The organism is Streptococcus sanguinis (assembly GCF_050234405.1).
In the GTDB taxonomy this organism is placed as follows: Bacteria; Bacillota; Bacilli; order Lactobacillales; family Streptococcaceae; genus Streptococcus; species Streptococcus sanguinis_W.
In genome coordinates this window covers 1,469,556-1,493,746 of record NZ_CP092117.1, presented here as the reverse complement: position 1 = coordinate 1,493,746, position 24,191 = coordinate 1,469,556, and the positions used below count along the sequence as shown (strand labels likewise).

The window sequence follows — 24,191 nt, the reverse complement described above, 5'->3', positions numbered from 1 at the left end:
ACTAAAATTGTACCATAAAAGGAGGAATTCTAAAAGCTCGAATGTCTGTTCTGATTTGCTGGAAAAGCTTTTATATAGTAAATTTGGAATCGTTTTCTTGTGCAAAATTTCTCAAATTTGCTTAGATTCTCTATTTTTCCTTGAAAAAAAAGCGTTTTTGAGGTATCATAGACTAGTAAATAATTTTAAATAATAAGGAGAGTAAGAAATGTCAATTATTACTGATGTTTACGCTCGCGAAGTCCTAGACTCACGCGGTAACCCAACACTTGAAGTAGAAGTTTATACTGAATCAGGTGCTTTCGGACGTGGTATGGTTCCTTCAGGAGCTTCTACAGGTGAGCACGAAGCAGTTGAACTTCGTGATGGCGACAAATCTCGTTACGGTGGTCTTGGTACACAAAAAGCAGTTGATAATGTAAACAACGTTATCGCTGAAGCTATTATCGGTTACGATGTTCGTGACCAACAAGCTATCGACCGTGCAATGATTGCTTTGGACGGTACTCCTAACAAAGGTAAATTGGGTGCGAACGCAATCCTTGGTGTGTCTATCGCTGTAGCTCGTGCTGCTGCTGACTACCTTGAAATCCCTCTTTACAGCTACCTTGGCGGATTCAACACTAAAGTTCTTCCAACTCCAATGATGAACATCATCAACGGTGGATCTCACTCAGATGCTCCAATTGCATTCCAAGAGTTCATGATTTTGCCAGTTGGTGCTCCAACATTCAAAGAAGCTCTTCGTTACGGTGCTGAAATCTTCCACGCTCTTAAGAAAATCCTTAAATCTCGTGGTTTGGAAACTGCTGTTGGTGATGAAGGTGGATTCGCTCCTCGCTTTGAAGGAACTGAAGATGGTGTAGAAACTATCATCGCTGCTATCGAAGCTGCTGGCTATGTTCCAGGTAAAGATGTATTTATCGGATTTGACTGTGCATCATCAGAATTCTACGATAAAGAACGTAAAGTATACGACTACACTAAATTTGAAGGTGAAGGCGCTGCTGTTCGTACATCTGCAGAGCAAATCGACTACCTTGAAGAGTTGGTTAACAAATACCCAATCATCACTATCGAAGATGGTATGGATGAAAATGACTGGGATGGTTGGAAAGCTCTTACTGAACGTCTTGGTAAGAAAGTACAACTTGTTGGTGACGACTTCTTCGTAACAAACACTGACTACCTTGCACGTGGTATCAAAGAAGGTGCTGCTAACTCAATCCTTATCAAAGTTAACCAAATCGGTACTCTTACTGAAACTTTTGAAGCGATTGAAATGGCTAAAGAAGCTGGTTACACTGCAGTTGTATCACACCGTTCAGGTGAAACTGAAGATTCAACAATCGCTGACATCGCAGTTGCAACTAACGCAGGTCAAATCAAGACTGGTTCACTTTCACGTACAGACCGTATTGCTAAATACAACCAATTGCTTCGTATCGAAGATCAACTTGGTGAAGTTGCTCAATACAAAGGTCTTCAAGCTTTCTATAACTTGAAAAAATAATCTAACAACCTATAAGAGGAGCTAGGACTTAGTCCTAGCTTTTTTGATGTGTAAAGATATAACAATGGATATTTTTGATTTAGGATTCCCCCTAATTGATGAGAGGGAGCTTTATCATCTTTTCCTAGAAAATTGCTTGGAAGTAGTGTGCAGGTCTGGTCATGCACCTTCCCTTGAAAAATTTGAGGATAAGATGACATTTTTATTTCGGAAAATATAATCAAGAGATTCCTGCATTTCCTTGTGACTACATGCTTGAAAAAGTGAGTGATTTATTGAAGATTTTATAGCTTTCTTGTATCAAAATCAGTCTTTTATGGTATACTAGCAAAGTGGAAGGAGGAGTACAATGGAAGAATTATTAAATCAGGTCTTACTATCACAGGATAGTGAAGTTTTCAATCAGATATTTGACGATTACTATCCCATTGATATTGCTCTTTCTTTGGGGGCCTTGGAGGATGAGGAAGGGAATCTCCTCAAAACCTTTACGGAAATGGCTAGTGATGATCAATTGGTAGAGATTTTAAAAGAAGCCGAGCCGGAGTTGCAACGAAAGATTATCCAATCGATTTCTTTCAAACGTACCAGCACTCTTTTTCATCTTATGCCAGATGATGATGTGGTAGATATTTTGGGTTACTTGAGTGTGGACTTGCGTAAGCAATACTTAAGTATGATGAAAAATACCAGTCAAGAGAATTTGAAAGCTATGTTGGCTTATGATCCTCAGACAGCTGGAGGTCTGATGACGACAGAATTCATTACCTTAAATGAAAATCTGACCGTTTCAGCAACTCTCAATAAATTGAGGGAGATTTCGCCCAATACGGAAGTTATTGATACCTTATTTATTAGAAATGTGCATCATTCGCTAGTTGGCTGGATTGATATCCGTGATTTGTTTATTCATGATGCGGAGATGAAACTCAGTGAATTTATGAATACTCAGATAGTGAGTGTAACGCCAGAGGTTGACCAAGAGGAAGTGGCACAGCTTTCTGCCAAATATAATTTATCGGTCGTACCGGTCGTCAATCATCGGCAGGTATTGTTAGGAATCATCACTATTGACGATATCGTCGATGTTTTGCAAGAAGAGTATCAAGAAGATATCTTGCGGATGGGGGGTGTCCAAGAAAGTGAAGAAATTGGAGGACCTTTCAAAGAATCACTCAAGAAACGCTTACCTTGGTTGATGATTAACCTAGTGACAGCCTTTCTAGCTTCTGCGACAGTGGCACTTTTTGATGATACGATTTCAAAAGTTGTAGCATTAGCAGCGATTAGTCCTATTATTACGGGAATGGGAGGAAATTCTGCCTCTCAGACACTTGCTTTGGTTATCCAGGGAATTGCCTTGGGGAAACTGGATCTGAAAGAAAATCAGAATTTAGTATTCAAAGAAATCGTGCTAGCTTTGGTTAATGGTTTCTTTACTGGCTTGATTGCAGCTATTGTCATGTTTATTTTCTATCAAAATTTCTATCTGTCTGTTATTGTGGTATTGGCTATGATGATTAATCTAGCATGTGGTGCTCTATTTGGTTACTTTGTACCGCTGATTATCAAGACACTGCATCAGGATCCGGCTCTAGCCTCGACCATTTTCATTACCACAGCAACAGATGTGTTAGGTTATCTAGCTTTTCTAGGCTTAGCACAAATTTTCTTACCATTAATTATATAAAAAATGATACACAAAAAACGCTTGATTTTTCAAGCGTTTTTGTTATGTTTACTTAGAACAAACCTTTAATTTTATCAATTGCGCCGCTGGCCATTTCATTTCCAGCTACTAATTTTTTGGCTTGTTCTAGGTATTCTCCGAGTTCGTCTTTGTTTTCTTCGATAAACTTTTTGGCGCCATCAAAGTCTTTCTTTTCAATCATTTCTTTTACTTGGTTAAATAAATCTACTGGATTCATAGTTGTTGCTCCTTGATAATTTTTTATATTATTTAATCAAATTTCTAATAGAAAGACAAGAATTCTGCTTATTTAAAGGTCACACAAACAGCTTCGGGAACGTAGAAATCATGGGAGATTTCTGTTAATTTTCCACTCTCTGCATCGCGTTTGAAGATGGTTGCATTGTCTGAGTCTTGATGGACAGCAATGATATGGTTTTGATCCGGTGTGACGTTGAAATCCCGTGGATTTTGGCCATTGGTAGGTGCAATCTGGATTAAGTCCAAGCTACCATCAGCTAAGATTTTGTAAACGGCAAGAGAGTCATGGCCACGGTTGGAACCGTAGAGGAACTTGCCGTCAGCAGACAGGCGGATAGCAGCTGTTCCGTTTGCACCTTCAAAGTCCTCTGGCAAGGTGGAGACGGTTTGCAGGTGTTCAAAATGGCCGACTCCATCGTAAATCAGGACTTCAATAGTAGAATTAAGCTCACAGATTAAATAGGCTATTTTGTAATGATGGTGGAAAACGATATGGCGGGCACCAGCTCCAGCGGCACACTTGTAGGTATCCAGAGGAGCGATCTTTCCATCTTCAGCAACATCATAGGTGGTTACTTCGTCAGTTCCCAAGTCGCAGGTGATCAGGTATTGATCTGGTGTAAGGTCTGCGTAGTGGACATGGGCTGAAGCTTGGTTGGCATGTGGTCCTTGACCTTGGTGAGTAGCTGAGTCAGCTAGTTCAAGTCTGCCATCAGCTAGGCGTCTGTAGACCAAGACTTGTCCCTTATGATAATTGGCACCGTAAACCAAGTCGCGTTCTTCGTCGACTGCGACATAGCAGAGCGGAGCCCCCTCTTCAACAACATGGTTGAGGAGCTGACCTGCCTGGTCAAAGGCCGCAATACCTCCCTGTCCATCCTTTGTTCCGACAGAATAGAAATGTCCAGCCTTATCAAAGGATAGGTAGGTTGGACTGGGCTCTTCAGCAACCAAGGTTAAGTTTTCTAAAGTTCCTTTGATAGAATTAAAATCTGCTTTGTAAATTCCTTTGGAATCTCTGCGAGTATAGGTTCCAAAGTAAACCGTTTGTGTCATTCCATTACCTCTTATATATTTAGATTACTTGCTACTATTATATCATAAAAGCAGATCATAGAGTTTAGAGCGGAGGATTTGTCTGATTTTCAAAAGAATAGTATTGGTTTTGAAAAAACAGATAAAAAACAGATAGCGGGTAGGAAGGGGATAGATGGCTTTGTTAGAATAGAATTGTTCAAAAAAACAATTACTGTCAGGAAGCAACAAACTTCCTGCTTGCTAAACAAAGGAGAAATCAAATGAACGTTAAAAAAATTGCTATGCTCGTTGCTCTTATCGGAATGTCAGGATTCTTTTTAGCCGCATGCGGAAATAAAGAAGCTGATAACTCAGAAATTAAGGACGGGAAACAAGTGGACTTCCAGAAGGATGCTGTTGATAAGAAGACCAAGACAGTAGATGGGAAAGAAGTGACAGAATACACAATGCCTGATGGAAATGTTATCCAAATTCCAGCAGATGGTGAGGAAATTCCAGAAGACGGATCAGGATCTAGCTCAGAAGCTGAATAAAGATTAAAACATGTAGGTTGGAGGCAATATGTTTCGAAGAAAAAAAATGAATCGTAAGACCATTCTATTGGGCAGCACGGTCATTCTCGCTTGTGCTGGGCTGGGAGGCTATCTGTATTTTAGACAGATCAATCAACAACAGGCCATGAAAATGGTAGATAAGACGATTGATTCGCTGACAGTCCAAGAAGCTGTCAATAACAGTAAAAAAACAAGCCTGGTTTTATCTGGGGCAGTAGTTGCCAACAATAGCAGTAAGGTCAAGATTGACCCTTCTAAAGGGGAAGTCAAGGAAGTATTTGTCAAAAATGGTGATACCGTTACACAAGGACAGCCGCTCTTTTCCTATGCGACAGAGCAACAATTGACAGCCCAGTCGGCTCAATATGATGCCCAGTCCAAGGCTAATGGCATTACAGCCGCTCAAAACAGCGCGGCGATTAAATGGGAAACCTATAATCGCAAGTTGGCCAGTCTCAATGCTCTCAAGGACAAATACAATTCCAGTCAGGATGAGTCATTGCTGGAGCAGATTAAGTCTGCTGAAGACGAGCTGGCTCAAGCGCTGAGCGATGCTAAGACTGCGGATAATGAAGTGACGACAGCTCAGATTGAGGCTGAAAAGGCCCAGGTGACAGCTCAGACAGAATCAGACCGGATGAAGTATGATACTGTGACTGCCGATACAGCAGGAACAATTACCTCTATGAATGAAGATTTACCCAATCAGTCCAAGGCCAAAAAGGAAGAAGAAAACTTTATTGAGATTATGGACAAGTCCAAAACTCTGGTCAAAGGTACTGTTAGTGAATTTGACCGTGAGAAGCTGAGTGTCGGCCAGAAAGTGGAAGTGGTGGATCGCAAGGATCCTAAGAAACGCTGGAGTGGTACGGTAACTCAGGTCGGCAGTCTGACAGCAGAAAATACTTCCAATAATAATGGTGGGAATAAGCAACAGGAAAACCCCAACCAAGGTAAGTATCCTTATACTGTTGAGCTGGATCAAGGTGGTGAAATGCCACTGGTGGGCTCCCATTCCTATGTCAACATCGTGGAGAATGCTCCCGAGGCAGGAAAGGTAGTCGTCAATAAAGCTTATACTTTCAGTAAAAATGGCAAGACCTATGTCTGGAAGGTAGAGGGTAAGACTCTGAAAATGCATGAAGTCAAGACCAAGAAAGTGTCTGACCGTTTGGTAGAGATTACAGAAGGTTTGACTATGCAGGATACCATTTCAACCCCGAGAGCAGGTATGGAAGAAGGGATGGAGGTAGGACAGCATGTTAAAGCTTAAGGATATCCACAAATCTTATCAGCAGGGCAGTCAGGAATTTCCAATTTTAAAAGGAATTGATCTGCATGTGAAAGAGGGGGATTTTCTGGCTATCATGGGACCGTCTGGATCTGGTAAGTCCACTCTGATGAACATTATCGGCTGTCTGGATAAGGCAAGTTCGGGGACTTATCATATTGAAGGGACCGATGTGTCTGAGCTGTCTGACAATCAGCTGTCCGATTTGCGCAATCAGAAGATTGGCTTTGTTTTTCAAAATTTTAACCTCATGCCCAAGCTGACGGCCTGTCAAAATGTGGAACTGCCTCTGACTTACATGAAAATTCCTAAAAAAGAGAGACGGGAGCGAGCTCTGGAAATGTTGCGATTGGTCGGGCTGGAAGAAAGAAGTGATTTCAAGCCTATGGAGCTGTCCGGTGGTCAAAAGCAGCGGGTAGCCATTGCACGAGCCTTGGTAACCAATCCCAGCTTCATCCTTGGTGACGAACCAACGGGGGCTCTGGATACCAAGACCAGTGTGCAGATTATGGATCTTTTCAAGCAGTTTAATGATGAGGGTAAGACCATTGTCATCATTACCCATGAGCCGGAAGTAGCCCAACTCTGCAAGCAGACGGTTATCCTGCGGGATGGTAATATAGAGAGCAAAGCGATAGGATAGAAAGGAGGCTGTATGGAAGATATTTTTGTAGCTCTGAATTCAATCTTGTCGCATAAAATGCGCTCTATGCTGACCATGTTGGGGATTATCATCGGGATAGGCGCTATCATCGCTATCTTTTCTATCATTGAGGGAAATACGGAAAATACCAAGCGTCAGCTCATTGGCGGGAATAATAACACAATCAAGGTCGTCTATGACAAGAAAAGCGCCATCGATCCGACCATTCCAGAGAAATCTCAAGCTCAGAAGCCTTCTTATATTCCCTTTATGGGAGAGGATGTGCTGAGTAAGATTAAGGAAATCTCTGGGGTCAAGAATGCTCTGCTGACCTATGGTACAGATGAGAAGATTTACTACCTGAGCCAAAAGTCATCTGGGAAGATTCAGGCTGTTTCGCAGACAGCCGCTGACATCAAGCAGCAACGTCTGCTAGAAGGTGAAGGCTTTGACTCAGAAGCTTTTAAAAATCAAGAGCAGGTGACCTATCTGGAAAAGTCACTTTATGATAGTCTTTTTCCAAAGGGGGATGGTATCGGCAAGTATGTGGAAGTCTTGGGAAATCCCTTTAAGGTTATTGGCGTATTTGAGTCGACTGAGCAGAGTGGCTTAACAGCTGGTGCGGAAAAGGTAGCCTATATTCCCCTGCAGCAGTGGCATCGAATTTTTGATACCATTAATGTCAGTCCTGAAGTGACTGTCCAAACCCATAAGGCAGATGATTTGAAGAAGGTAGCCAAGAAGGTTAGTGATTACCTCAATCAGCAAATGCCACCGTCAGACTATATGTTTGGTGTGCTCAACCTGCAGGAATTTGAACGGCAGCTGGATAATCTCAACAAGTCTAACTTTGTCTTGCTAGCAGGTATTGCCAGCATCTCTCTCCTAGTCGGAGGTATCGGTGTTATGAATATCATGCTGGTTTCAGTGACAGAGCGGACTCGTGAAATCGGGATTAAAAAGGCTCTGGGAGCTCGGCGGAAGATCATTCTTAAGCAGTTCCTGATTGAGGCAGTCATCCTGACCTTGATGGGAGGAATTATTGGCGTGGTAGCTGGTATCGCCTCGGGCTTTGCCATCACCCAGTCTCTAGCCTATCCGTATATTCTATCCCTCTTTTCTGTCTTTGTAAGTTTGATCTTTTGTTGTATAATAGGAGTAGTATTTGGGCTCCTGCCAGCTGTGAAAGCATCTAAGCTGGATCCGATCGAAGCCCTGCGATTTGAATAGGTAAAGGAGAAAAATCTAAGTATGCACAAGATTCTAGTGGTGGAAGATGATACGACAATTAATCAAGTGATTTGCGAGTTTTTAAAGGAAAGTCAGTATGAGGTGAGACCAGTCTTTGACGGAGGTGATGCCTTGCAGGCTTTTGAAGAAGAGCCCTTTGATCTGGTCATCTTAGATATGATGCTGCCAACCAAGAGCGGTCTGGAAGTACTGAAGGAAATCCGCAAGACCTCTCAGATTCCGGTCATGATTTTGACAGCTCTGGATGACGAGTATACCCAGCTAGTCAGCTTTAATCATCTCATCAGTGATTATGTAACCAAGCCTTTTTCACCGCTAATCTTGGTCAAACGGATTGAGAATATTCTGCGCAGAAATACAGTTGCTTCAGAGATTGCTGTTGGCGACCTGACGGTTTCTATTGATGACTGCACGGTTTACTGGCAGGGTGAGAAGATGCCTCTGACCAAGAAAGAATATGAAATCTTGCAGACTCTGGCTAAGAGGAAGGGGCATTTGGTGACCCGAGATCAGCTGATGACTACCATTTGGGGCTACAGCGAGCTGGATAGTCGGGTGCTGGATAATCATATCAAGAATATCCGCAAAAAGATTCCAGGTGTGCCGCTGAAAACCATTACGGGTATGGGCTACCAGCTTGGAGGAGAAGACAAGTGAAAATTGTCAAAAAGAACTTTCTCTTGACCTCGTCTATCATTTTCGTGGTGGTGACTATCGTTCTAGCCAGTCTTTACTTTGCCATGCCGGTGTATTATCAGCAGGTTAAGAGTGGAGAAGCTAAGAGAGAATTTGACCAAGTTTCCAAGCAAGTCAAAGGAAAGTCCAGTCAGGAAATCGGCGAGCTCTTGAGTGATTATAGTAAAAAGAGTAATCTGATTTGGTTTACCTTGCTTGCGAAAGACAATACGATTCTCTATCCTTCACTCGAAGCTGGCGATGAAAGTTCTCTGCAGCTGACCATCGTTCCGACAATTGCCAACAGCGACTATGAGAGCAAGAGTTTATCAGAAAGCTTTCGAACTTCAGATGGTAAAGAAGTTGTCCTGAGAGGGGAATATTCCTTACAGCCTGTTTCTGATGCTAGTCGGATTTTGCTTAATCTCTATCCATTTGTCTTGCTTGTATCTCTGAGTCTGGGTGGTCTGGCAGCCTATCTCTACAGCCGGACTTCCAGTCAGCGTATAAAAGCCATCTCTAAGAGCACCCGTCAAATGACGAGTCTGGCTCCAGATGTGACCTGTCAGGTCAAGGGGCGTGATGAGATTGCCGAACTGGCCCAAGATATCAATCATCTCTATGCCAATCTGCTGACCAGTATCGAGGCTCTGCGCCTGGAAAATGAAAAGGTAGCAGAAAGCGAGCGGGAAAAGGCTGAGTTTTTGCGAATGACATCGCATGAGCTCAAGACACCCATTACCAGCATGATGGGGATGGTTGATGGCATGATCTATGGAGTAGGAGAGTTCAAGGATCGAGACAAGTACTTGCAGAAGTGCCGAGAAATTCTAGAGGAGCAGTCGGAGTTGGTCCAGTCTATCTTAGCCATTTCTAAACTGGAGATGAAGACTGAAACTGAACAGGAAGTCTTTTCACTCAAGCAGGTCTTGGAGGAAAATCTGAGCACCTATCGAGTTTTAGCAGATGTCAGACACTACCATTTTCAGGTTGAGCTGGCAGAAGCGAAGGTCAAGGGTAACCGCACCTATCTGCTCAAGGCTATCAAAAATCTTCTGGACAATGCCTTTCATTATACAGTAGAAGGCGGACAGATTTTACTCAGGCTGGAAGAGCGTGAGCTAGTCATCGAAAATGAGGCGGAACGAGTTTTGAACAAAGACCAAATTCAGCAGATTTTTCAGCCTTTCTACCGGCCAGACTACAGTCGCAATCGCAAGGACGGCGGGACTGGTCTGGGACTCTTTATCGTTCAGCAGATTTTGGACAAGCATGGTCTGCGATATCAGTTTGAAGCCCTTGATGGGCGGAAGATGCGCTTTAGCATTTCTCTGCCGACTGTTGAGAAATAGCCTTGCATTCTAGCTGGCCTTGCAGGAACCGAAGAGAGAAGTCAGAAGCTGTATTTTGCGAAAAATACAAGTCTTCTGTCTCCTCTCTTTTTTTGCTTTTCCCTATAGCTGAGCAGAGAATTTTTCTCCGAAAAATGTTACAATGAAATGACAAGTTAAAGGAGGAGAATATGGAGCACAAAGAGAAAGATTTTAGCCTATCCTGGTTTTTTAAATGGTTTTTGGATAACAAGGCCATTACAGTATTTTTAGTAACCCTTTTGATGGGGCTGAATATTTTTATACTTAGTAAAATCAGTTTTATTTTTAGTCCAGTCATTGAATTTTTGGGAGTAATCATGCTGCCGGTTATCTTAGCTGGTCTGCTTTATTATCTGTTAAATCCCATCGTCGACTGGATGGAAAAGCACAAGATTAATCGACTGGTTGCTATTACCATTGTCTTTGTTTTAATTGCTTTTTTGATTATCTGGGGCTTGGCTGTTGCTATTCCTAGCTTGCAGCATCAGGTCATGGCCTTTGTCAGAAATGTTCCTGCTTATCTGAAGCAGGCTGACAAGTTCATCGACGATGTCGTGACTAAGTATATTTCGGCAGATTTCAAGCCGCAGATTGAGGAATACACTAGCAATCTGTCTAGTCAGATTACCGATTGGGCCAGCAATTTTTCATCTAGGGCAGTCAATTGGGCGGGTAACTTAATCAGTACAACTTCGCAGATTGTCGTGGCTATTATCATCATGCCGTTTATCCTTTTTTACCTGCTGAGAGACGGGAAAAACCTGAAAGGCTATGTGACCCAGTTTCTGCCAACTAAATTCCGCGCTTCTTTTGGTCAAGTGATGACGGATATCAACAGCCAGCTGGCTAATTATGTGCGAGGTCAGGTGACGGTTGCTATCATTGTAGCTCTGATGTTTATCGTTTTCTTCAAGATTATTGGTCTGCGCTATGGTGTCACTCTTGGAGTAATTGCCGGCGTTCTCAATCTGGTGCCTTATCTGGGCAGCTTTTTGGCTATGCTTCCGGCTCTGGCAATCGGTTTGATTGCTGGCGGTCCAGTGATGCTGGCTAAAGTCATTGTCGTTTTCATCGTTGAGCAGACAATCGAGGGGCGTTTTGTTTCTCCTTTGGTCTTGGGCAGTCAGCTCAGTATTCATCCAATTACGATTTTATTCGTATTATTGACTTCTGGTACCATGTTTGGTATTTGGGGCGTTTTCCTGGGAATTCCCGCCTATGCTTCAGCCAAGGTAGCTATTGCGGCCATCTTTAAGTGGTATCAGAAAGTAAGTGGCCTCTATGAAGCCGATTTTGAACAAGAAGGAGAAATCAGTGAGCAAGAGTGAGCAAATGTTAGCAGCTTTACAGGAGCAGGACCTAGCTCTGGCTGATCGCTATTTCGAGCAAGCCCTGACTACAGACAGCGAAGAAGAATTATTGGACTTGGCCGATTACTTAGAGAGTATCGGCTTTTTCCCTCAGGCCAAGCGTATTTTTGAAAAGTTGGCTCCTGACTATCCGGCTTCTTATATCAGTCTGGCAGCTATTGCCAGTGACGATGGGGACTTGGAGCAGGCTTTTACCTATCTAGAGGAGATTCAGCCAGATAGTGACTGGTATGTTGCTGCTCTCTTGGCTAAGGCTGACCTCTATCAGCTAGAGGGGCTGCCCGATGTAGCTCGAGAAAAACTGGCTCAGGCAGCGGAGCTGACTGATGAGACTTTGGTAACCTTTGGTCTGGCTGAGATTGATTTGGAGCTGGGGGCTTTTTCTCAGGCGATTAAGGAATACGCCCAGCTAGACAATCGCTCAATCTTTGAGCAGACAGGCGTCTCAACCTATCAGCGGATTGGAGTATGCTATGCCAGTCTTGGGAAATTTGCTGCGGCTATTGAGTTTTTGGAGAAAGCGGTTGAGCTTGAGTATGACGATGCAGCGGTTTATGAGCTGGCGACTATTTTAGCGGATCAGGAAGAATACCAGAAAGCCAATCTTTATTTTAAGCAATTGGATACTCTGTCACCGGATTTTGAAGGCTACGAATATGGCTATGCCCTGTCTCTTCATGCGGAGCATCGGACGGCTGAAGCCCTGACCCTTGCCCAGCAAGGCTTGGCTAAGAATCCTTTTGAGACTCGGCTCTTGCTTTTAGCCTCACAGCTTTCTTATGAACTTCACGATGAGAAAGCGGCTGAAAATTATCTATTGCAAGCTCAGGAAGATGCGGATGATTTGGAAGAGATTGCCTTGCGATTGACTACTCTTTATTTGGAGCAGGAGCGCTATGAGGATATTTTAGAATTTGCTGAGCAAGAAGTCGATAACGCCTTGACCCGCTGGAATCTGGCGCGTGCTTATCAGGCTTTGGAAAATCTGGAAAAAGCAGAGGAACTCTATAATCAACTGGCTCGTGAATTGCATGATAATCCAGAGTTTCTAGAGCAGTATGTCTATCTTTTGCGAGAATTAGGCCAATTTGAAGAAGCTAAAAGGGCTGCTGCTTCTTACCTGAGATTGGTACCTGATGATGCTAGTATGCAGGAGCTTTATGAAAGTTTATAACAGCTGAAGAAGCACTCGTTCAGCCATTTCCCGCGATTTATGGTATAATGATTGGCGTAGAAATTCAGTAAGCCAATGTAATAAAGATGAAAAAAGCTTAGCTGGATGGGCAATAATATTTTTAGGAAGAGAAAGATTAAGGAAAAAGAATGGCAGAACCAATCAAATTATTTCAATATAATACTTTGGGAGCCTTGATGGCTGGTCTTTACGACGGCAGTATGACTGTTGGGGAGTTGCTGCAGTATGGAGATTTGGGCTTGGGGACATTGGACTCTATTGATGGTGAGCTCATTGTTCTTAATGGTAAGGCTTATCAGGCAAAGGGCTCTGGAGAAGTGCCAGAAGTGGTTGAGGTGTCACCAGATATGACAGTACCTTACGCGGCCGTTGTTCCTCATCAGGCGGAGGTCATTTTCCGTCAGCGCTTTGAGATGGATGACAAGGAGTTGGAGAAGCGGATTGAGTCTTACTATGATGGGGAAAATCTTTTCCGCTCTATCAAGATTCACGGCGATTTCGCCCGCATGCATGTTCGGATGATTCCCAAGTCTACGACAGAGCGGAAGTTTGCAGAAGTAGCGGTCAATCAGCCTGAGTATCGTAAGGAAAATGTCACAGGCACCATCGTTGGTATCTGGACGCCTGAGATTTTCCACGGGGTTAGTCTGGCAGGCTATCATCTGCATTTTGTATCGGATGATCTGACTTTTGGCGGACATGTCATGGACTTTGTCATCAAGGAAGGTTTCGTCGAGTTGGGTGCTGTAGACCAGCTGGATCAGCGTTTCCCAGTACAAGATCGCAAGTATCTCTTTGCTAAATTTAATATGGATGAGATGAAAGAAGATATGGAAAAGTCGGAATAAATAGTAGGGGTGAGCATTGTTTGCTTCCCTCTTTTTTGATATAATTGGAAAAAATAAAGGAGAAAAGAAGCTATGATTTATTTGGTAAACGCCAGCCCGAATAGGAATGGTAATAGTTTTAAGTTGGGGCACTTTTTTCTGCGGGATAGAGATTATGAGGCTCTTCAATTAGTGGATTACCACATTGAGCAATATGGGCAGTCAGCAGAAAACGACCAGTTCTTTCAAGTCTATGAGCAGCTGAGTCAGGCTGATGTGCTGGTCTTTACCAGCCCTATTTATTGGTGGTCTTTTTCAGGTTTGCTAAAAACTCTGTTGGACCGAGTGGCTGATGTACATGAGCCGCAGGAAGCACTTAAGGGCAAAAAGGTATTTTTTCTCCTGCAAGGTTCTCAACCCAGCAAAGAAATTGAAATGCTGGACTACGTGATGAGCCGCTTTTGCCAGAACTGCGGACTCGAATATGAGGGGCTGGCCGTAACCACTCATGAACTGAAAGAAATTGAAGGTTGGGAATTAGCAGCCTTGCAGGAAAAATTAGATAAGGTTTTATCAGAAGGTTAAAAGTGAGAAGATTCGTTTGCGGATCTTCTTTTTTTACTATAAAAATGGAGCCTTTTTTTTATGTGTCTATTTTTGGACACAATGGCCCTCAACTACAGTCATATCCATGGCTAACTAAATATAAATGTTGTATAATACCAATTGCTATTAAATATTAATATAGGAGATTCTATGGGAAAAGAATTATTTAACCCCCATTTAAATAAGTTTTCAATTCGAAAATTAAATGTCGGAGTTTGCTCGGTATTATTATCTACCGTTTTTCTTTTAGGTACTGCGGCTACGGTCAATGCAGATGAAACTGCCAGCGGATCTGTAGATGATAATATCTCACTGCCAGAAAAACCGACGGACTCTGCTATGAGTCAGCCAGTCAGTCAGCCTGCTCTTGAGAATACAGCAACATCTGCTGTTCCTGAAACAGCTAACTCAGAAGCAAGTGCTGATCAAAATCAGCTGGTAAGTCCAGCTGCAGTTTCAGAGCAAACAGCACCTGAAAAGGCACAAGAAGCTAATCAAACAGCTGAGACCTCTAATGAAGCCAGACCAGCTGAAGCTAGTCGGACGCGCTCTTATTCAGTGCAATATACGCCAAAACCAAGTTCTGCGGCTATGCCAAGGTCTGATCGTAATGGTCAGCCAATGGAGGCAGGAACTTCATTCCGTACAGCCAGTCCTGCTGGTCAAGCTAGCTCTGCTATACAAGATGCGACACCTAATCCTACAGTTTCTAAACCAACACTGGAAGAATCAGTGAGGAAACGTTCTGATGAGTTGATGAAGCAGGTAAACTGGCTAGATTTTGGTGATACTAAATCACTGAGAAATCTAGATAAAGATGGCTCCTTTAAAGTTGGAACAGTATATGAGAAGGAAATTTCTCCAGGCTATGTGGTCAAACTGACTGTGACGGAATTGAAACCTTTCTATGCGACAGAGATCTATCGTGATCGAGTAAAGGGAACTGAGTACGAAAGCAGTTATGATCCCAATGCAAAAAATACTTGGCTTCAATATAACAATAGCAATAATTATGCTTATCAGTATTGGTATGGTGATGATTACCGTCCTAAAATTACTGGTGCTGCTCAGAATCAATATTCAGCTATTAAGTCAGAGGGAATTGATACCAAAGGGCGTAAGACCCAACTGCAGGTTCCTAAAGATGAAGCTAACTATGGCGTGAAGTTCAAAGTTGAAGCTAGATATCGTGGGAAGCCTGTTAAAGCAACCGTTGTCATGGCTGATGGAGAAGAGGCAAACCCTGGTGAGTATGCTATCTTTACAACCAATGGTAAGGGTTGGGAACATTTGGCCGAATGGAAGCGTACAGTTACAGACGCAAATGGTGTGACTACTGAGATTACAGAAACCTATAAGCCAATGAAGCCTACTACAGAAGGCCAATTTATTGGAAATGACGGTACTGGGGTTCATTGGCAGGCCTATGTCAGTCCTGATCAAAAGACTGGCGGACTGGGAAGTCAAGTATTTGGACCGAATGTTTCTAGAAATAATACGATTCCACTTGTGATGACTCGTGGTGCTTCAGAGGTTGGTATTTACATAGCTTCTTCTGGTCAGCAGGCTGCGATGATTGGTTTTATGGCAATTGATGAAGGTGATGCACCGGATTCCTATGGAAAAGCGATTCATGCTATTTCAAGATACAATGCAGAAACTGGCGGTCAAAATCCACAGCCATTCTTGGGCCGTGTTGCGGCTGATATTGATACCACATCTGGAAACAACTGGAAGCATGACGATCAGAATGATTTAGCCGATGAAGGTATTAATCAGCTCTTGTCTGATGATTTAGTCGGGAAAACCAATGGTCTTTTTCCAGTAAACCGTCTGCATGACGGAGATTATTCTCTCCGCATCCATGCTTCGGCTAATGGATACGAAAAAGCCTATGTTCGCGCGTGGATTGACTTCAATAATAATGGTGTCTTTGACGAAGACGAAGCCAGTGAATTTACCGAAGTAACAACTGCGGGAGATTATACTGTCAACTTTAAGAAGAATCCAGCTATGACTAATCCTGAACTTAGCAAGTTGGGAATGCGGGTTCGTATCGCCTTGAACAAGGGAGATATTGAAAAGCCAACCGGAACTGCATTTAGTGGTGAGGTGGAAGATCTAGAAGTTGAACTGACTTATCCACCAAAAGGTGAGAAGAAGGAAAGTACTGGAATCCGTAATCAGAGACAGACAGCCACTCTTCATTTTACTCCGCAGGGGATTGCTCAAAATACTGAGAATAAGAGAGTAGCGATTGATACTACTAAAGCTCCGATTGTATTGGATGCGAGAGGAAATGCCCTGACAGCTGATGCAGAAGGCTGGTATAACACTGCTGAAGGCCGTTATAAAGTAACAGCAAACGGTGCTGATGTAGATGTGGTATATGAGCCTAAGGCAGGCTTTATCGGCACAGCCCAGGGAATTAACATCCGTCGTTTTGATACTAATGGAGCAAGTACAGATTGGATTGCCAAAAATCAGGCTGAAGCAGTCATCAATGACCAGCTCAACACCATGGATGGACGCTATGTGCCAACCGTGCTCAATGTTCCTAAGTATGAAACAACGGATGCTCAAGGACTAACGCAAGAAAAGACGCCTGTCTTTAATGATGGTGATGCTGGCAAAACTCCGGCAAGTCCGACGGCAGCAAATCCAGTAAAATTTGTGAAAGCGGATGGAACGACTACAGATGATACTAGAGTTCCAGCTTTATCAAATGGTCGGGAAGTCGGTCGTTTTGAAGTCGAATCTGCAACAGGTAAGATTACTTTCAAACCAAACAAAAACTTTGTTGGTACTGTTGACCCTGTTTCCGTTCAGCTGACTGATGGCAAAGGTATTCCGCACCAAGCTGTTTATCAGCCAAAGGTGACTCCTGTTAGACCGACTGCTCAAGGTGCCAGCAGCGAGGGCATTCAAGGTGCAGTTCAGACAGGGCAATTGACCTTTAATCCAGGCCATAATCGTGTGCCTATTGATAGCAAGAAGTTGCCAATCTTTGATAATGGCAGCCAAACTAAAACAGTTGATGGTGTCGGCACTTATCAGGTGGATAATCAAGGCTTAGTTACCTTCACTCCACTGCCGACTTATACTGGACGGCCAGCGGCAGAGACTGTCAAGCGAGTAGATGTCAATGGAACAGAAGTAACAGCTACCTATCAGGCTGATGTAAAAGCAGCAACACCAAGTGCGACGAATGCTGAAACCAGTGGTATACAAGGCCAAGTTCAGCGAGGAAAAGTCAGCTTCACAGAAGGTTCTGCGCAAGTCAACGGTCAAAAACAAACTGTGGCCTTTCCAGCTGGCTCAACTCCGCTCTTCGACAATGGTTCGACTGTTAAAGAAGTACCTACTGTTGGTAAGTTTGAAGTGGATGAGGATGGAAATGTAACCTTTACTCCAGAGAAACAATTTAAAGGCCTTACGCCGGACATCAGAATTACTCGTACAGATAGGAATGGCAGCACAGCTACAGCTATCTACAAGGCGACAGTCACTGCTGTAACTCCAACAGGGACAAACATCACTAGCACTGGTAAACAAGGCCGTCCACAGACAGGTAAGCCAAATTTTGTCAGTGGCAACCCAGATGTACCAATGGATAATGATACTCCAGCGACTTTCGACGATGGAAGTAAGCGCAAGGTTGTTCCAAATGTCGGTATATTTGAGGTGGCACCAGATGGATCTGTCACTTTCACACCTGACAAGCAATTTGTTGGCACACCAGACCCGGTTGTTGTTAAGCGTGTAGATAAGAATGGCACTCCTGTGACGGCTAAGTACACGCCTACTGTTGAGAAAGTGACCCCAAGAGCAACAGGTGCTCAGACAAAAGGCCCTCAAGGTCAAGTTCAAAAAGGCAAGGTTACTTTTGAACCAGGAAGTCCGCAAGTTGGCTTCCCAGAAAACAGCACGCCAGTCTTTGATACCGGCACGAATGTGAAAGAAATTGCCAAAGTAGGTAAGTTCGAGGTTGATACGGAGGGGAATGTTACCTTTACCCCAGTCAAAACGTTTGTAGGTAAGACACCAGAAGTTGAACTCAGCCGTGCAGATGTCAATGGAACAGTAGCCAAGGCTAAATATCGGGCGACTGTGACCGCTGTGACTCCGACGGGAACTGGAGATCAGACAGAAGGTCCGCAAGGACAAGTTCAAAAGGGTCGTGTAACTTTTAAAGCTGGCGATCCCAAAGTAGGATTCCCAGCCAACAGCACGCCAGTCTTTGACACAGGTACGAATGTGAAAGAAATTGCCAAAGTCGGTAAGTTTGAAGTAGATGCGGAGGGCAATGTTACCTTCACGCCAGACAAGCGCTTTGTAGGTGAAACACCAGAAATTAGCATTTCTCGCAAAGATGCAAATGGTATTGCCGCAAAAGTCACTTATGTTGCGACGGTTACATCAGTAACTCCAATGGGCACTAATGTGACTAGCACCGGTCCTCAAGGTCTTCCGCAAATAGGTACCCCAACTTTCCAAGGTGGTAATCCGCTAGTTCCGATTGATGAAGCAGTCACGCCAACCTTTGACGATGGCAGAAAGGAAAAAGTAATTCAAGGTCAGGGAACTTACACCATTGCACCAGATGGCACGGTTACCTTCACACCAGAGAAGCAGTTTGTAGGAAAGCCAGATTCAGTGACAGTGAAACGTGTTGATAAGAATGGTACACCAGTCACTGCGACTTACAGTCCTGAGTTTACTAAAGTCACTCCAACTGGTACTGGAGATAAGACAGAAGGATTGCAAGGTCAGGTTCAAGAAGGCCATGTTACCTTCACACCTGGTCATGCCTCAGTTCCATTCCCAGCTGAAACAACTCCGCTCTTTGACAATGGTTTGACTGTTAAAGAGATTCCAACCGTTGGTAAATTTGAAGTGGATGCGAATGGCAAGGTGACTTTCACGCCAGACAAGCAGTTTAAGGGAATCACTCCTGAGCTGACATTGGTTCGAGCAGATGTGAATGGCACTCCTGTTACCGTCAAATACCAAGCAGTGGTGAAAGAAGTGGTTCCAACGGGAACAAATATCACCAGCACTGGTGAGCAAGGCCGTCCACAAACAGGCAAGCCAAACTTCGTGAGCGGCACTCCGGGAGTTCCACTGGATAATGATACTCCGGCTACTTTCGATGACGGAAGCAAGCGCAAGGTTGTTCCAAATGTCGGTATCTTTGAAGTGGCACCAGACGGTTCTGTCACCTTTACCCCAGATAAGCAATTTGTTGGCACACCAGATCCGGTTATTGTTAAGCGAGTGGACAAAAATGGCACTCCTGTGACAGCCAAGTATACGCCAACTGTTGAGAAAGTGACTCCAAGAGCGACAGGTGCTCAGACGGAGGGGCTTCAAGGCCAAGTTCAAAAAGGCAAGGTTACTTTTGAAGCAGGAAGTCCGCAAGTCGGCTTCCCAACCGGCAGCTCACCGGTCTTTGATACTGGCACGAATGTCAAAGAAATTGCCAAAGTCGGTAAGTTCGAGGTTGATACAGAGGGGAATGTTACTTTCACACCAGTCAAAACGTTTGTCGGTAAGACACCAGAAGTTGAACTCAGCCGTACAGATGTCAATGGTACAGTAGCCAAGGCCAACTACCAAGCAACTGTGACAGCTGTTACTCCGACAGGTACTGGTGACAAGACAGAGGGCTTGCAAGGTCAGGTTCAAAAAGGCCATGTCACCTTCACGCCAGGTCATGAATTAGTTCCATTCCCAGCAGGTTCGACTCCGCTATTTGGTAACGGAAAAAATATTAAAGAAGTACCAAATATCGGTAAGTTTGAAGTGGATGCAGATGGCATTGTGACCTTCACTCCAGACAAACAGTTCAAGGGTGAAACACCAGAATTAGGAATTATTCGTGTGGATGCCAACGGAACACCAGTAACAGTTAAATACCAAGCGGTAGTGAAAGAAGTAACTCCGACAGGTACCACAGTTACGAGCACCGGTCCACAAGGTATCCCTCAAACAGGAACTCCAATCTTCAAAGCTGCGGACCCACTAGTTCCAATCGATGAAACTGTTGAGCCAACTTTCGCAGATGGAAGTAAGGAGAAGAAGATTCCAGGCCAAGGAACTTACACCATTACTCCAGATGGCGTAGTGACCTTCACACCGGACAAGCAATTTGTGGGTAAATCAGACCCAATCACAGTTAAGCGAGTGGACAAGAACGGCACACCAGTGACAGCGACCTACAGTCCAGAGTTCACCAAGGTAACTCCAACTGGTACCAATGCAATCAGCACAGGTCTACAAGGCCTTCCTCAAACTGGCACACCGACCTTTGCAGGTGGTGATCCATTGGTTCCGATTGACGAAACAGTTGAACCGACCTTTGAAGATGGAAGTAAGGAGAAGAAGATTCCAGGCCAGGGAACTTACACCATCACTCCGGATGGAGCAGTGACCTTCACGCCAGACAAGCAATTTGTAGGTAAACCAGATCCAATTACTGTTAAGCGAGTTGACAAGAATGGTACTCCAGTAACGGCTACCTACAGCCCAGAATTTACTAAAGTAACTCCAACTGGTACTGGTGATAAGACAGAAGGTCTTCAAGGCCAGGTCCAAGAAGGCCAAGTCACCTTCACGCCTGGTCATGATTCAGTTCCATTCCCAGCTGGTTCAACTCCATTATTCGATAATGGTACCGCAGTTAAAGAAGTACCAAATGTTGGTAAGTTCGAAGTGGATGCAGATGGCAAGGTAACTTTCACTCCAGACAAACAATTCAAAGGTGAAACACCTGAACTCGAATTGACTCGGACTGATGCTAATGGAACACCAGCAACTGTCAAGTACCAAGCAGTAGTGAGAGAGGTAACTCCAACAGCTACTACGTCAACTAGCACTGGTCCACAAGGCCGACCACAAACGGGTAAACCAAACTTTGTCGGTGGCGACCCGAATGTACCACTGGATAATGATACTCCAGCGACTTTCGATGATGGAAGCAAACGCAAGGAAGTTCCAAATGTCGGTACCTTTGAAGTAGCACCAGATGGATCTGTCACTTTCACACCTGACAAGCAATTTGTTGGGACACCAGACCCAGTTGTTGTTAAGCTAGTAGATAAGAATGGTACACCAGTGACGGCTAAGTACACACCAACTGTTGAGAAAGTGACTCCAATAGGTACTACTGCAACTAGCACTGGCCCACAAGGCCTTCCTCAAACGGGTACTCCAACCTTCACAGGTGGTGACCCACTAGTTCCGATTGATGAAACAATTGAGCCAAGCTTCGACGATGGCAGCAAGGAAAAGACTATTCCAGGTCAGGGAACTTACACCATTACTCCAGATGGCTCAGTGACCTTTACTCCAGAGAAGCAATTTGTTGGGACACCGGATCCAGTAACAGTTAAGAGAGTGGATAAGAATGGTACACCAGTGACTGCGACCTACAGTCCAGAATTTACGAAAGTAACTCCAGCAGGTACCAATGTAACCAGCACAGGTCCTCAAGGCCTTCCTCAAACGGGTACTCCAACCTTCGCAGGCGGCGACCCACTGGTTCCAATTGATGAAACAATTGAGCCAAGCTTCGATGATGACAGCAAGGAAAAGACTATTCCAGGTCAGGGAACTTACACCATTACTCCAGATGGCTCAGTGACCTTTACTCCAGACAAGCAGTTTGTAGGCAGACCAGATCCAATCACTGTTAAACGTGTGGATAAGAATGGTACTCCAGTAACTGCGACTTACAGTCCAGAGTTTACCAAGGTGACTCCAACAGGTACCGGCACTAAAACAGAAGGCTTGCAAGGCCAAGTTCAAGAAGGCAAAGTCACCTTCACTCCAGGCCATGATTCTGTTCCATTCCCAGCTGGTTCGACTCCGTTATTTGACAATGGCTCTTCTGTCAAAGAAGTACCGAATGTCGGTAAATTCGAAGTGGATGCGGACGGCAAGGTGACTTTCACTCCAGACAAACAATTCAAGGGCGAAACGCCAGAACTTGAATTGACTCGCACTGATGTCAATGGAACCCCTGTTACAGTTAAGTACCAAGCGGTAGTGAAAGAGGTAACTCCAACAGGCACCACCGTGACGAGCACTGGCCCACAAGGCCTTCCGCAAACAGGCACTCCAACCTTCAAAGGTGCGGATCCACTGGTTCCAATCGATGAGGCTGTTGAGCCAACCTTTGCAGATGGCAGCAAGAAGAAGACCATTCCAGGTCAGGGAACGTACACCATCACTCCGGATGGCGCAGTGACTTTCACCCCAGACAAGCAGTTTGTAGGTAAACCAGATCCAATCACTGTGAAACGAGTAGATAAAAATGGCACACCAGTAACTGCGACCTACAGTCCAGAGTTCACTAAGGTAACTCCGACTGGTACTGGCACTAAGACAGAAGGTCTGCAAGGTCAGGTTCAAAAAGGTCAAGTGACTTTCACGCCAGGACATAAATTAGTTCCATTCCCAGCTGGTTCGACTCCACTCTTTGGTAACGGAAAGAATATTAAAGAAGTGCCAAATGTTGGTAAGTTCGAAGTAGATGCGGATAACAAGGTGACCTTCACCCCAATAAAACAATTCAAGGGTGAAACATCAGAACAGGGGTTAATTCGTTTAGACGCTAACGGAACTCCTGTTATTGTCAAATATCAAGCAATAGTGAAAGCAGTAGTCCCAACTGGTAAAAATGCTTCCTCTACGAATATCAAAGGCCATGTTCAGACTGGCAAACCTATCTTCGAAGCAGGTGATCCATTGGTTCCAATTGATGAGTCAGTAGAGCCAACCTTCGAAGACGGAAGCAAGGAAAAGACTATTCCGGGTCAGGGAACATACACCATCGCACCAGACGGTACAGTGACCTTCACTCCAGATGCTGATTTCCTTGGTCAGGGAAGCGGTGTGACCCTTGTCCGTCGTGATAAGAATGGCACTTCAGTTACAGCTCGCTATGTTCCAACCGTAGTTGAACCATCAACTAGCAAGGACAGTGTATCCAGTGGCCGCAAGGGCCAAGCTCAAACGGGCACGCCAACTTTTGAAGGGGCGATTGACCAGGCAGTGGCACCGACCTTTGCGGACGGCAGCACCGAAATGGTTGTCCCAGGTGAAGGAACTTATCGTTTCAATATGCTGGGGGCAGTGACCTTTGTGCCGGAAGCCGACTTTGTCGGAACTGCTCGCGGAGTTGTCGTGAAGCGTTCAGATATTTATGGCAATGCTGTGACGGCTACCTACACCCCAACTGTTTTGGGAAGTACTGCCGCAGAAGATACCAGCAGCACGGGTCTTAAAGGACAGCCTCAGACCGGTAAACCAATCTTTGAAGGCGACGTAGATCCAACCGTTCCTCCAACTTTCGAGGATGGCAGTACTGAAAAGGTTGTTCCAGGCCAAGGAACTTACACGATTGCGCCAGATGGCACTGTGACTTTTGTACCGGAAACGGGCTTTGTCGGCCAAGCTGACGGTGTGACAGTGATTCGCAAAGATCGTAATGGTCAGACGATTTCAGCGGTTTACGTTCCAACTGTGACAGAAAATCCTGTTCAGCCAGAGCGGACGATTACGCCTGCACCACCGTCTCTTTCTAAGAGTGAGGGTGCAAAATCCCTTCCTAAGACAGGTACAGAAGAAACCTCATACTTAGCTGCAAGCTTACTTGCGGGAGTATCAGGTTTGGGTCTGATTGGCTTAGAGAAGAGAAAGAAAAAGTCTGAAGACTAAAAATTAAGAATTTAGGTTTCAGATACTAAATTAAAAGAGGAAAGATTCGTTTATGGATCTTTCCTCTTTTTTTGTTAAAAATAGACTGTTTTCAACAAAGTGTCTAATTATAATGTTGGTTTCTTACAATTATAGTTATATATATGGATAACTAAAATAGAATAGTGTATAATAAAATCTG

General features: G+C 44.2%; 15 protein-coding genes. 13 read left to right on the top strand and 2 right to left on the bottom strand.

Annotated elements, in window-relative coordinates; translation table 11 throughout:
- The first annotated feature begins 208 nt into the window (after positions 1–208).
- Together eno and mgtE are read left to right on the top strand one after the other, a co-directional pair.
- Positions 209–1,513 carry a surface-displayed alpha-enolase gene (eno, locus tag MFP28_RS07330; protein WP_002906836.1) on the top strand — a complete coding sequence of 435 codons (1,305 nt, stop codon included), beginning with the start codon at positions 209–211 and terminating at the stop codon, positions 1,511–1,513.
- 349 nt (positions 1,514–1,862) lie between these two features.
- Positions 1,863–3,203, top strand: coding sequence for a magnesium transporter (mgtE, locus tag MFP28_RS07325; protein ID WP_002906835.1), 1,341 nt, complete (start codon positions 1,863–1,865; stop codon positions 3,201–3,203).
- Positions 3,204–3,255: 52 nt separating this feature from the next.
- Here the strand turns inward: mgtE and MFP28_RS07320 are convergent, their stop codons facing one another.
- A complete protein-coding gene (locus tag MFP28_RS07320; RefSeq protein WP_002906834.1) occupies positions 3,256–3,441 on the bottom strand; it encodes a hypothetical protein in 186 nt (61 codons plus the stop codon).
- 68 nt (positions 3,442–3,509) lie between these two features.
- A complete protein-coding gene (locus tag MFP28_RS07315) occupies positions 3,510–4,520 on the bottom strand; it encodes a lactonase family protein (RefSeq protein WP_002906833.1) in 1,011 nt (336 codons plus the stop codon).
- Between the two features lie 242 nt (positions 4,521–4,762).
- On the opposite strand from MFP28_RS07315, the gene MFP28_RS07310 reads away from it, so the two are divergent.
- The 11 genes from MFP28_RS07310 (at position 4,763) to MFP28_RS07260 (ending at position 24,010) form a co-directional block, all read left to right on the top strand.
- Positions 4,763–5,035, top strand: a complete 273-nt coding sequence (locus tag MFP28_RS07310; protein WP_002895853.1) for a hypothetical protein — start codon at positions 4,763–4,765, stop codon at positions 5,033–5,035.
- Positions 5,036–5,063: 28 nt separating this feature from the next.
- On the top strand, positions 5,064–6,329 hold the full coding sequence (locus tag MFP28_RS07305; RefSeq protein WP_002906831.1) for an efflux RND transporter periplasmic adaptor subunit: 1,266 nt from the start codon (positions 5,064–5,066) through the stop codon (positions 6,327–6,329).
- On the top strand, positions 6,316–6,990 hold the full coding sequence (locus MFP28_RS07300) for an ABC transporter ATP-binding protein (protein WP_002895848.1): 675 nt from the start codon (positions 6,316–6,318) through the stop codon (positions 6,988–6,990). Before MFP28_RS07305 ends, MFP28_RS07300 begins: the two co-directional genes overlap by 14 nt.
- A gap of 12 nt (positions 6,991–7,002) precedes the next feature.
- Entirely contained in the window at positions 7,003–8,220 is a 1,218-nt protein-coding gene (locus tag MFP28_RS07295) for an ABC transporter permease (protein ID WP_002906830.1), read from the top strand.
- Between the two features lie 21 nt (positions 8,221–8,241).
- Positions 8,242–8,898 (top strand): response regulator transcription factor, encoded by a 657-nt coding sequence (locus MFP28_RS07290; RefSeq protein WP_002895843.1) that lies wholly within the window; start codon positions 8,242–8,244, stop codon positions 8,896–8,898.
- Positions 8,895–10,268: a HAMP domain-containing sensor histidine kinase gene (locus tag MFP28_RS07285; RefSeq protein WP_002906829.1), complete on the top strand. Its 1,374-nt coding sequence runs from the start codon at positions 8,895–8,897 to the stop codon at positions 10,266–10,268. Before MFP28_RS07290 ends, MFP28_RS07285 begins: the two co-directional genes overlap by 4 nt.
- 170 nt (positions 10,269–10,438) lie before the next feature.
- A complete protein-coding gene (locus tag MFP28_RS07280) occupies positions 10,439–11,617 on the top strand; it encodes an AI-2E family transporter (protein ID WP_002906828.1) in 1,179 nt (392 codons plus the stop codon).
- The gene (locus MFP28_RS07275; RefSeq protein ID WP_080556460.1) at positions 11,604–12,833 is read left to right on the top strand and encodes a tetratricopeptide repeat protein; all 1,230 of its coding nucleotides are present in this window, start codon (positions 11,604–11,606) and stop codon (positions 12,831–12,833) included. The genes MFP28_RS07280 and MFP28_RS07275 overlap by 14 nt, the downstream gene beginning before the upstream one ends.
- Before the next feature lie 149 nt (positions 12,834–12,982).
- Entirely contained in the window at positions 12,983–13,702 is a 720-nt protein-coding gene (gene budA, locus MFP28_RS07270; protein WP_002906825.1) for an acetolactate decarboxylase, read from the top strand.
- A gap of 72 nt (positions 13,703–13,774) precedes the next feature.
- The gene (locus MFP28_RS07265) at positions 13,775–14,266 is read left to right on the top strand and encodes a flavodoxin family protein (protein ID WP_002906824.1); all 492 of its coding nucleotides are present in this window, start codon (positions 13,775–13,777) and stop codon (positions 14,264–14,266) included.
- A gap of 171 nt (positions 14,267–14,437) precedes the next feature.
- Complete coding sequence (locus MFP28_RS07260; RefSeq protein WP_002906823.1) at positions 14,438–24,010, top strand: CshA/CshB family fibrillar adhesin-related protein; 9,573 nt, start codon at positions 14,438–14,440, stop codon at positions 24,008–24,010.
- Positions 24,011–24,191 lie beyond the last annotated feature (181 nt).

Coding starts and splice junctions, on each gene's coding strand:
- eno (WP_002906836.1), top strand. CDS start 209: ATGTCAATTATTACTGATGTTTACGCTCGCGAAGTCCTAGACTCACGC.
- mgtE (WP_002906835.1), top strand. CDS start 1,863: ATGGAAGAATTATTAAATCAGGTCTTACTATCACAGGATAGTGAAGTT.
- MFP28_RS07320 (WP_002906834.1), bottom strand. CDS start 3,441: ATGAATCCAGTAGATTTATTTAACCAAGTAAAAGAAATGATTGAAAAG.
- MFP28_RS07315 (WP_002906833.1), bottom strand. CDS start 4,520: ATGACACAAACGGTTTACTTTGGAACCTATACTCGCAGAGATTCCAAA.
- MFP28_RS07310 (WP_002895853.1), top strand. CDS start 4,763: ATGAACGTTAAAAAAATTGCTATGCTCGTTGCTCTTATCGGAATGTCA.
- MFP28_RS07305 (WP_002906831.1), top strand. CDS start 5,064: ATGTTTCGAAGAAAAAAAATGAATCGTAAGACCATTCTATTGGGCAGC.
- MFP28_RS07300 (WP_002895848.1), top strand. CDS start 6,316: ATGTTAAAGCTTAAGGATATCCACAAATCTTATCAGCAGGGCAGTCAG.
- MFP28_RS07295 (WP_002906830.1), top strand. CDS start 7,003: ATGGAAGATATTTTTGTAGCTCTGAATTCAATCTTGTCGCATAAAATG.
- MFP28_RS07290 (WP_002895843.1), top strand. CDS start 8,242: ATGCACAAGATTCTAGTGGTGGAAGATGATACGACAATTAATCAAGTG.
- MFP28_RS07280 (WP_002906828.1), top strand. CDS start 10,439: ATGGAGCACAAAGAGAAAGATTTTAGCCTATCCTGGTTTTTTAAATGG.
- budA (WP_002906825.1), top strand. CDS start 12,983: ATGGCAGAACCAATCAAATTATTTCAATATAATACTTTGGGAGCCTTG.
- MFP28_RS07265 (WP_002906824.1), top strand. CDS start 13,775: ATGATTTATTTGGTAAACGCCAGCCCGAATAGGAATGGTAATAGTTTT.
- MFP28_RS07260 (WP_002906823.1), top strand. CDS start 14,438: ATGGGAAAAGAATTATTTAACCCCCATTTAAATAAGTTTTCAATTCGA.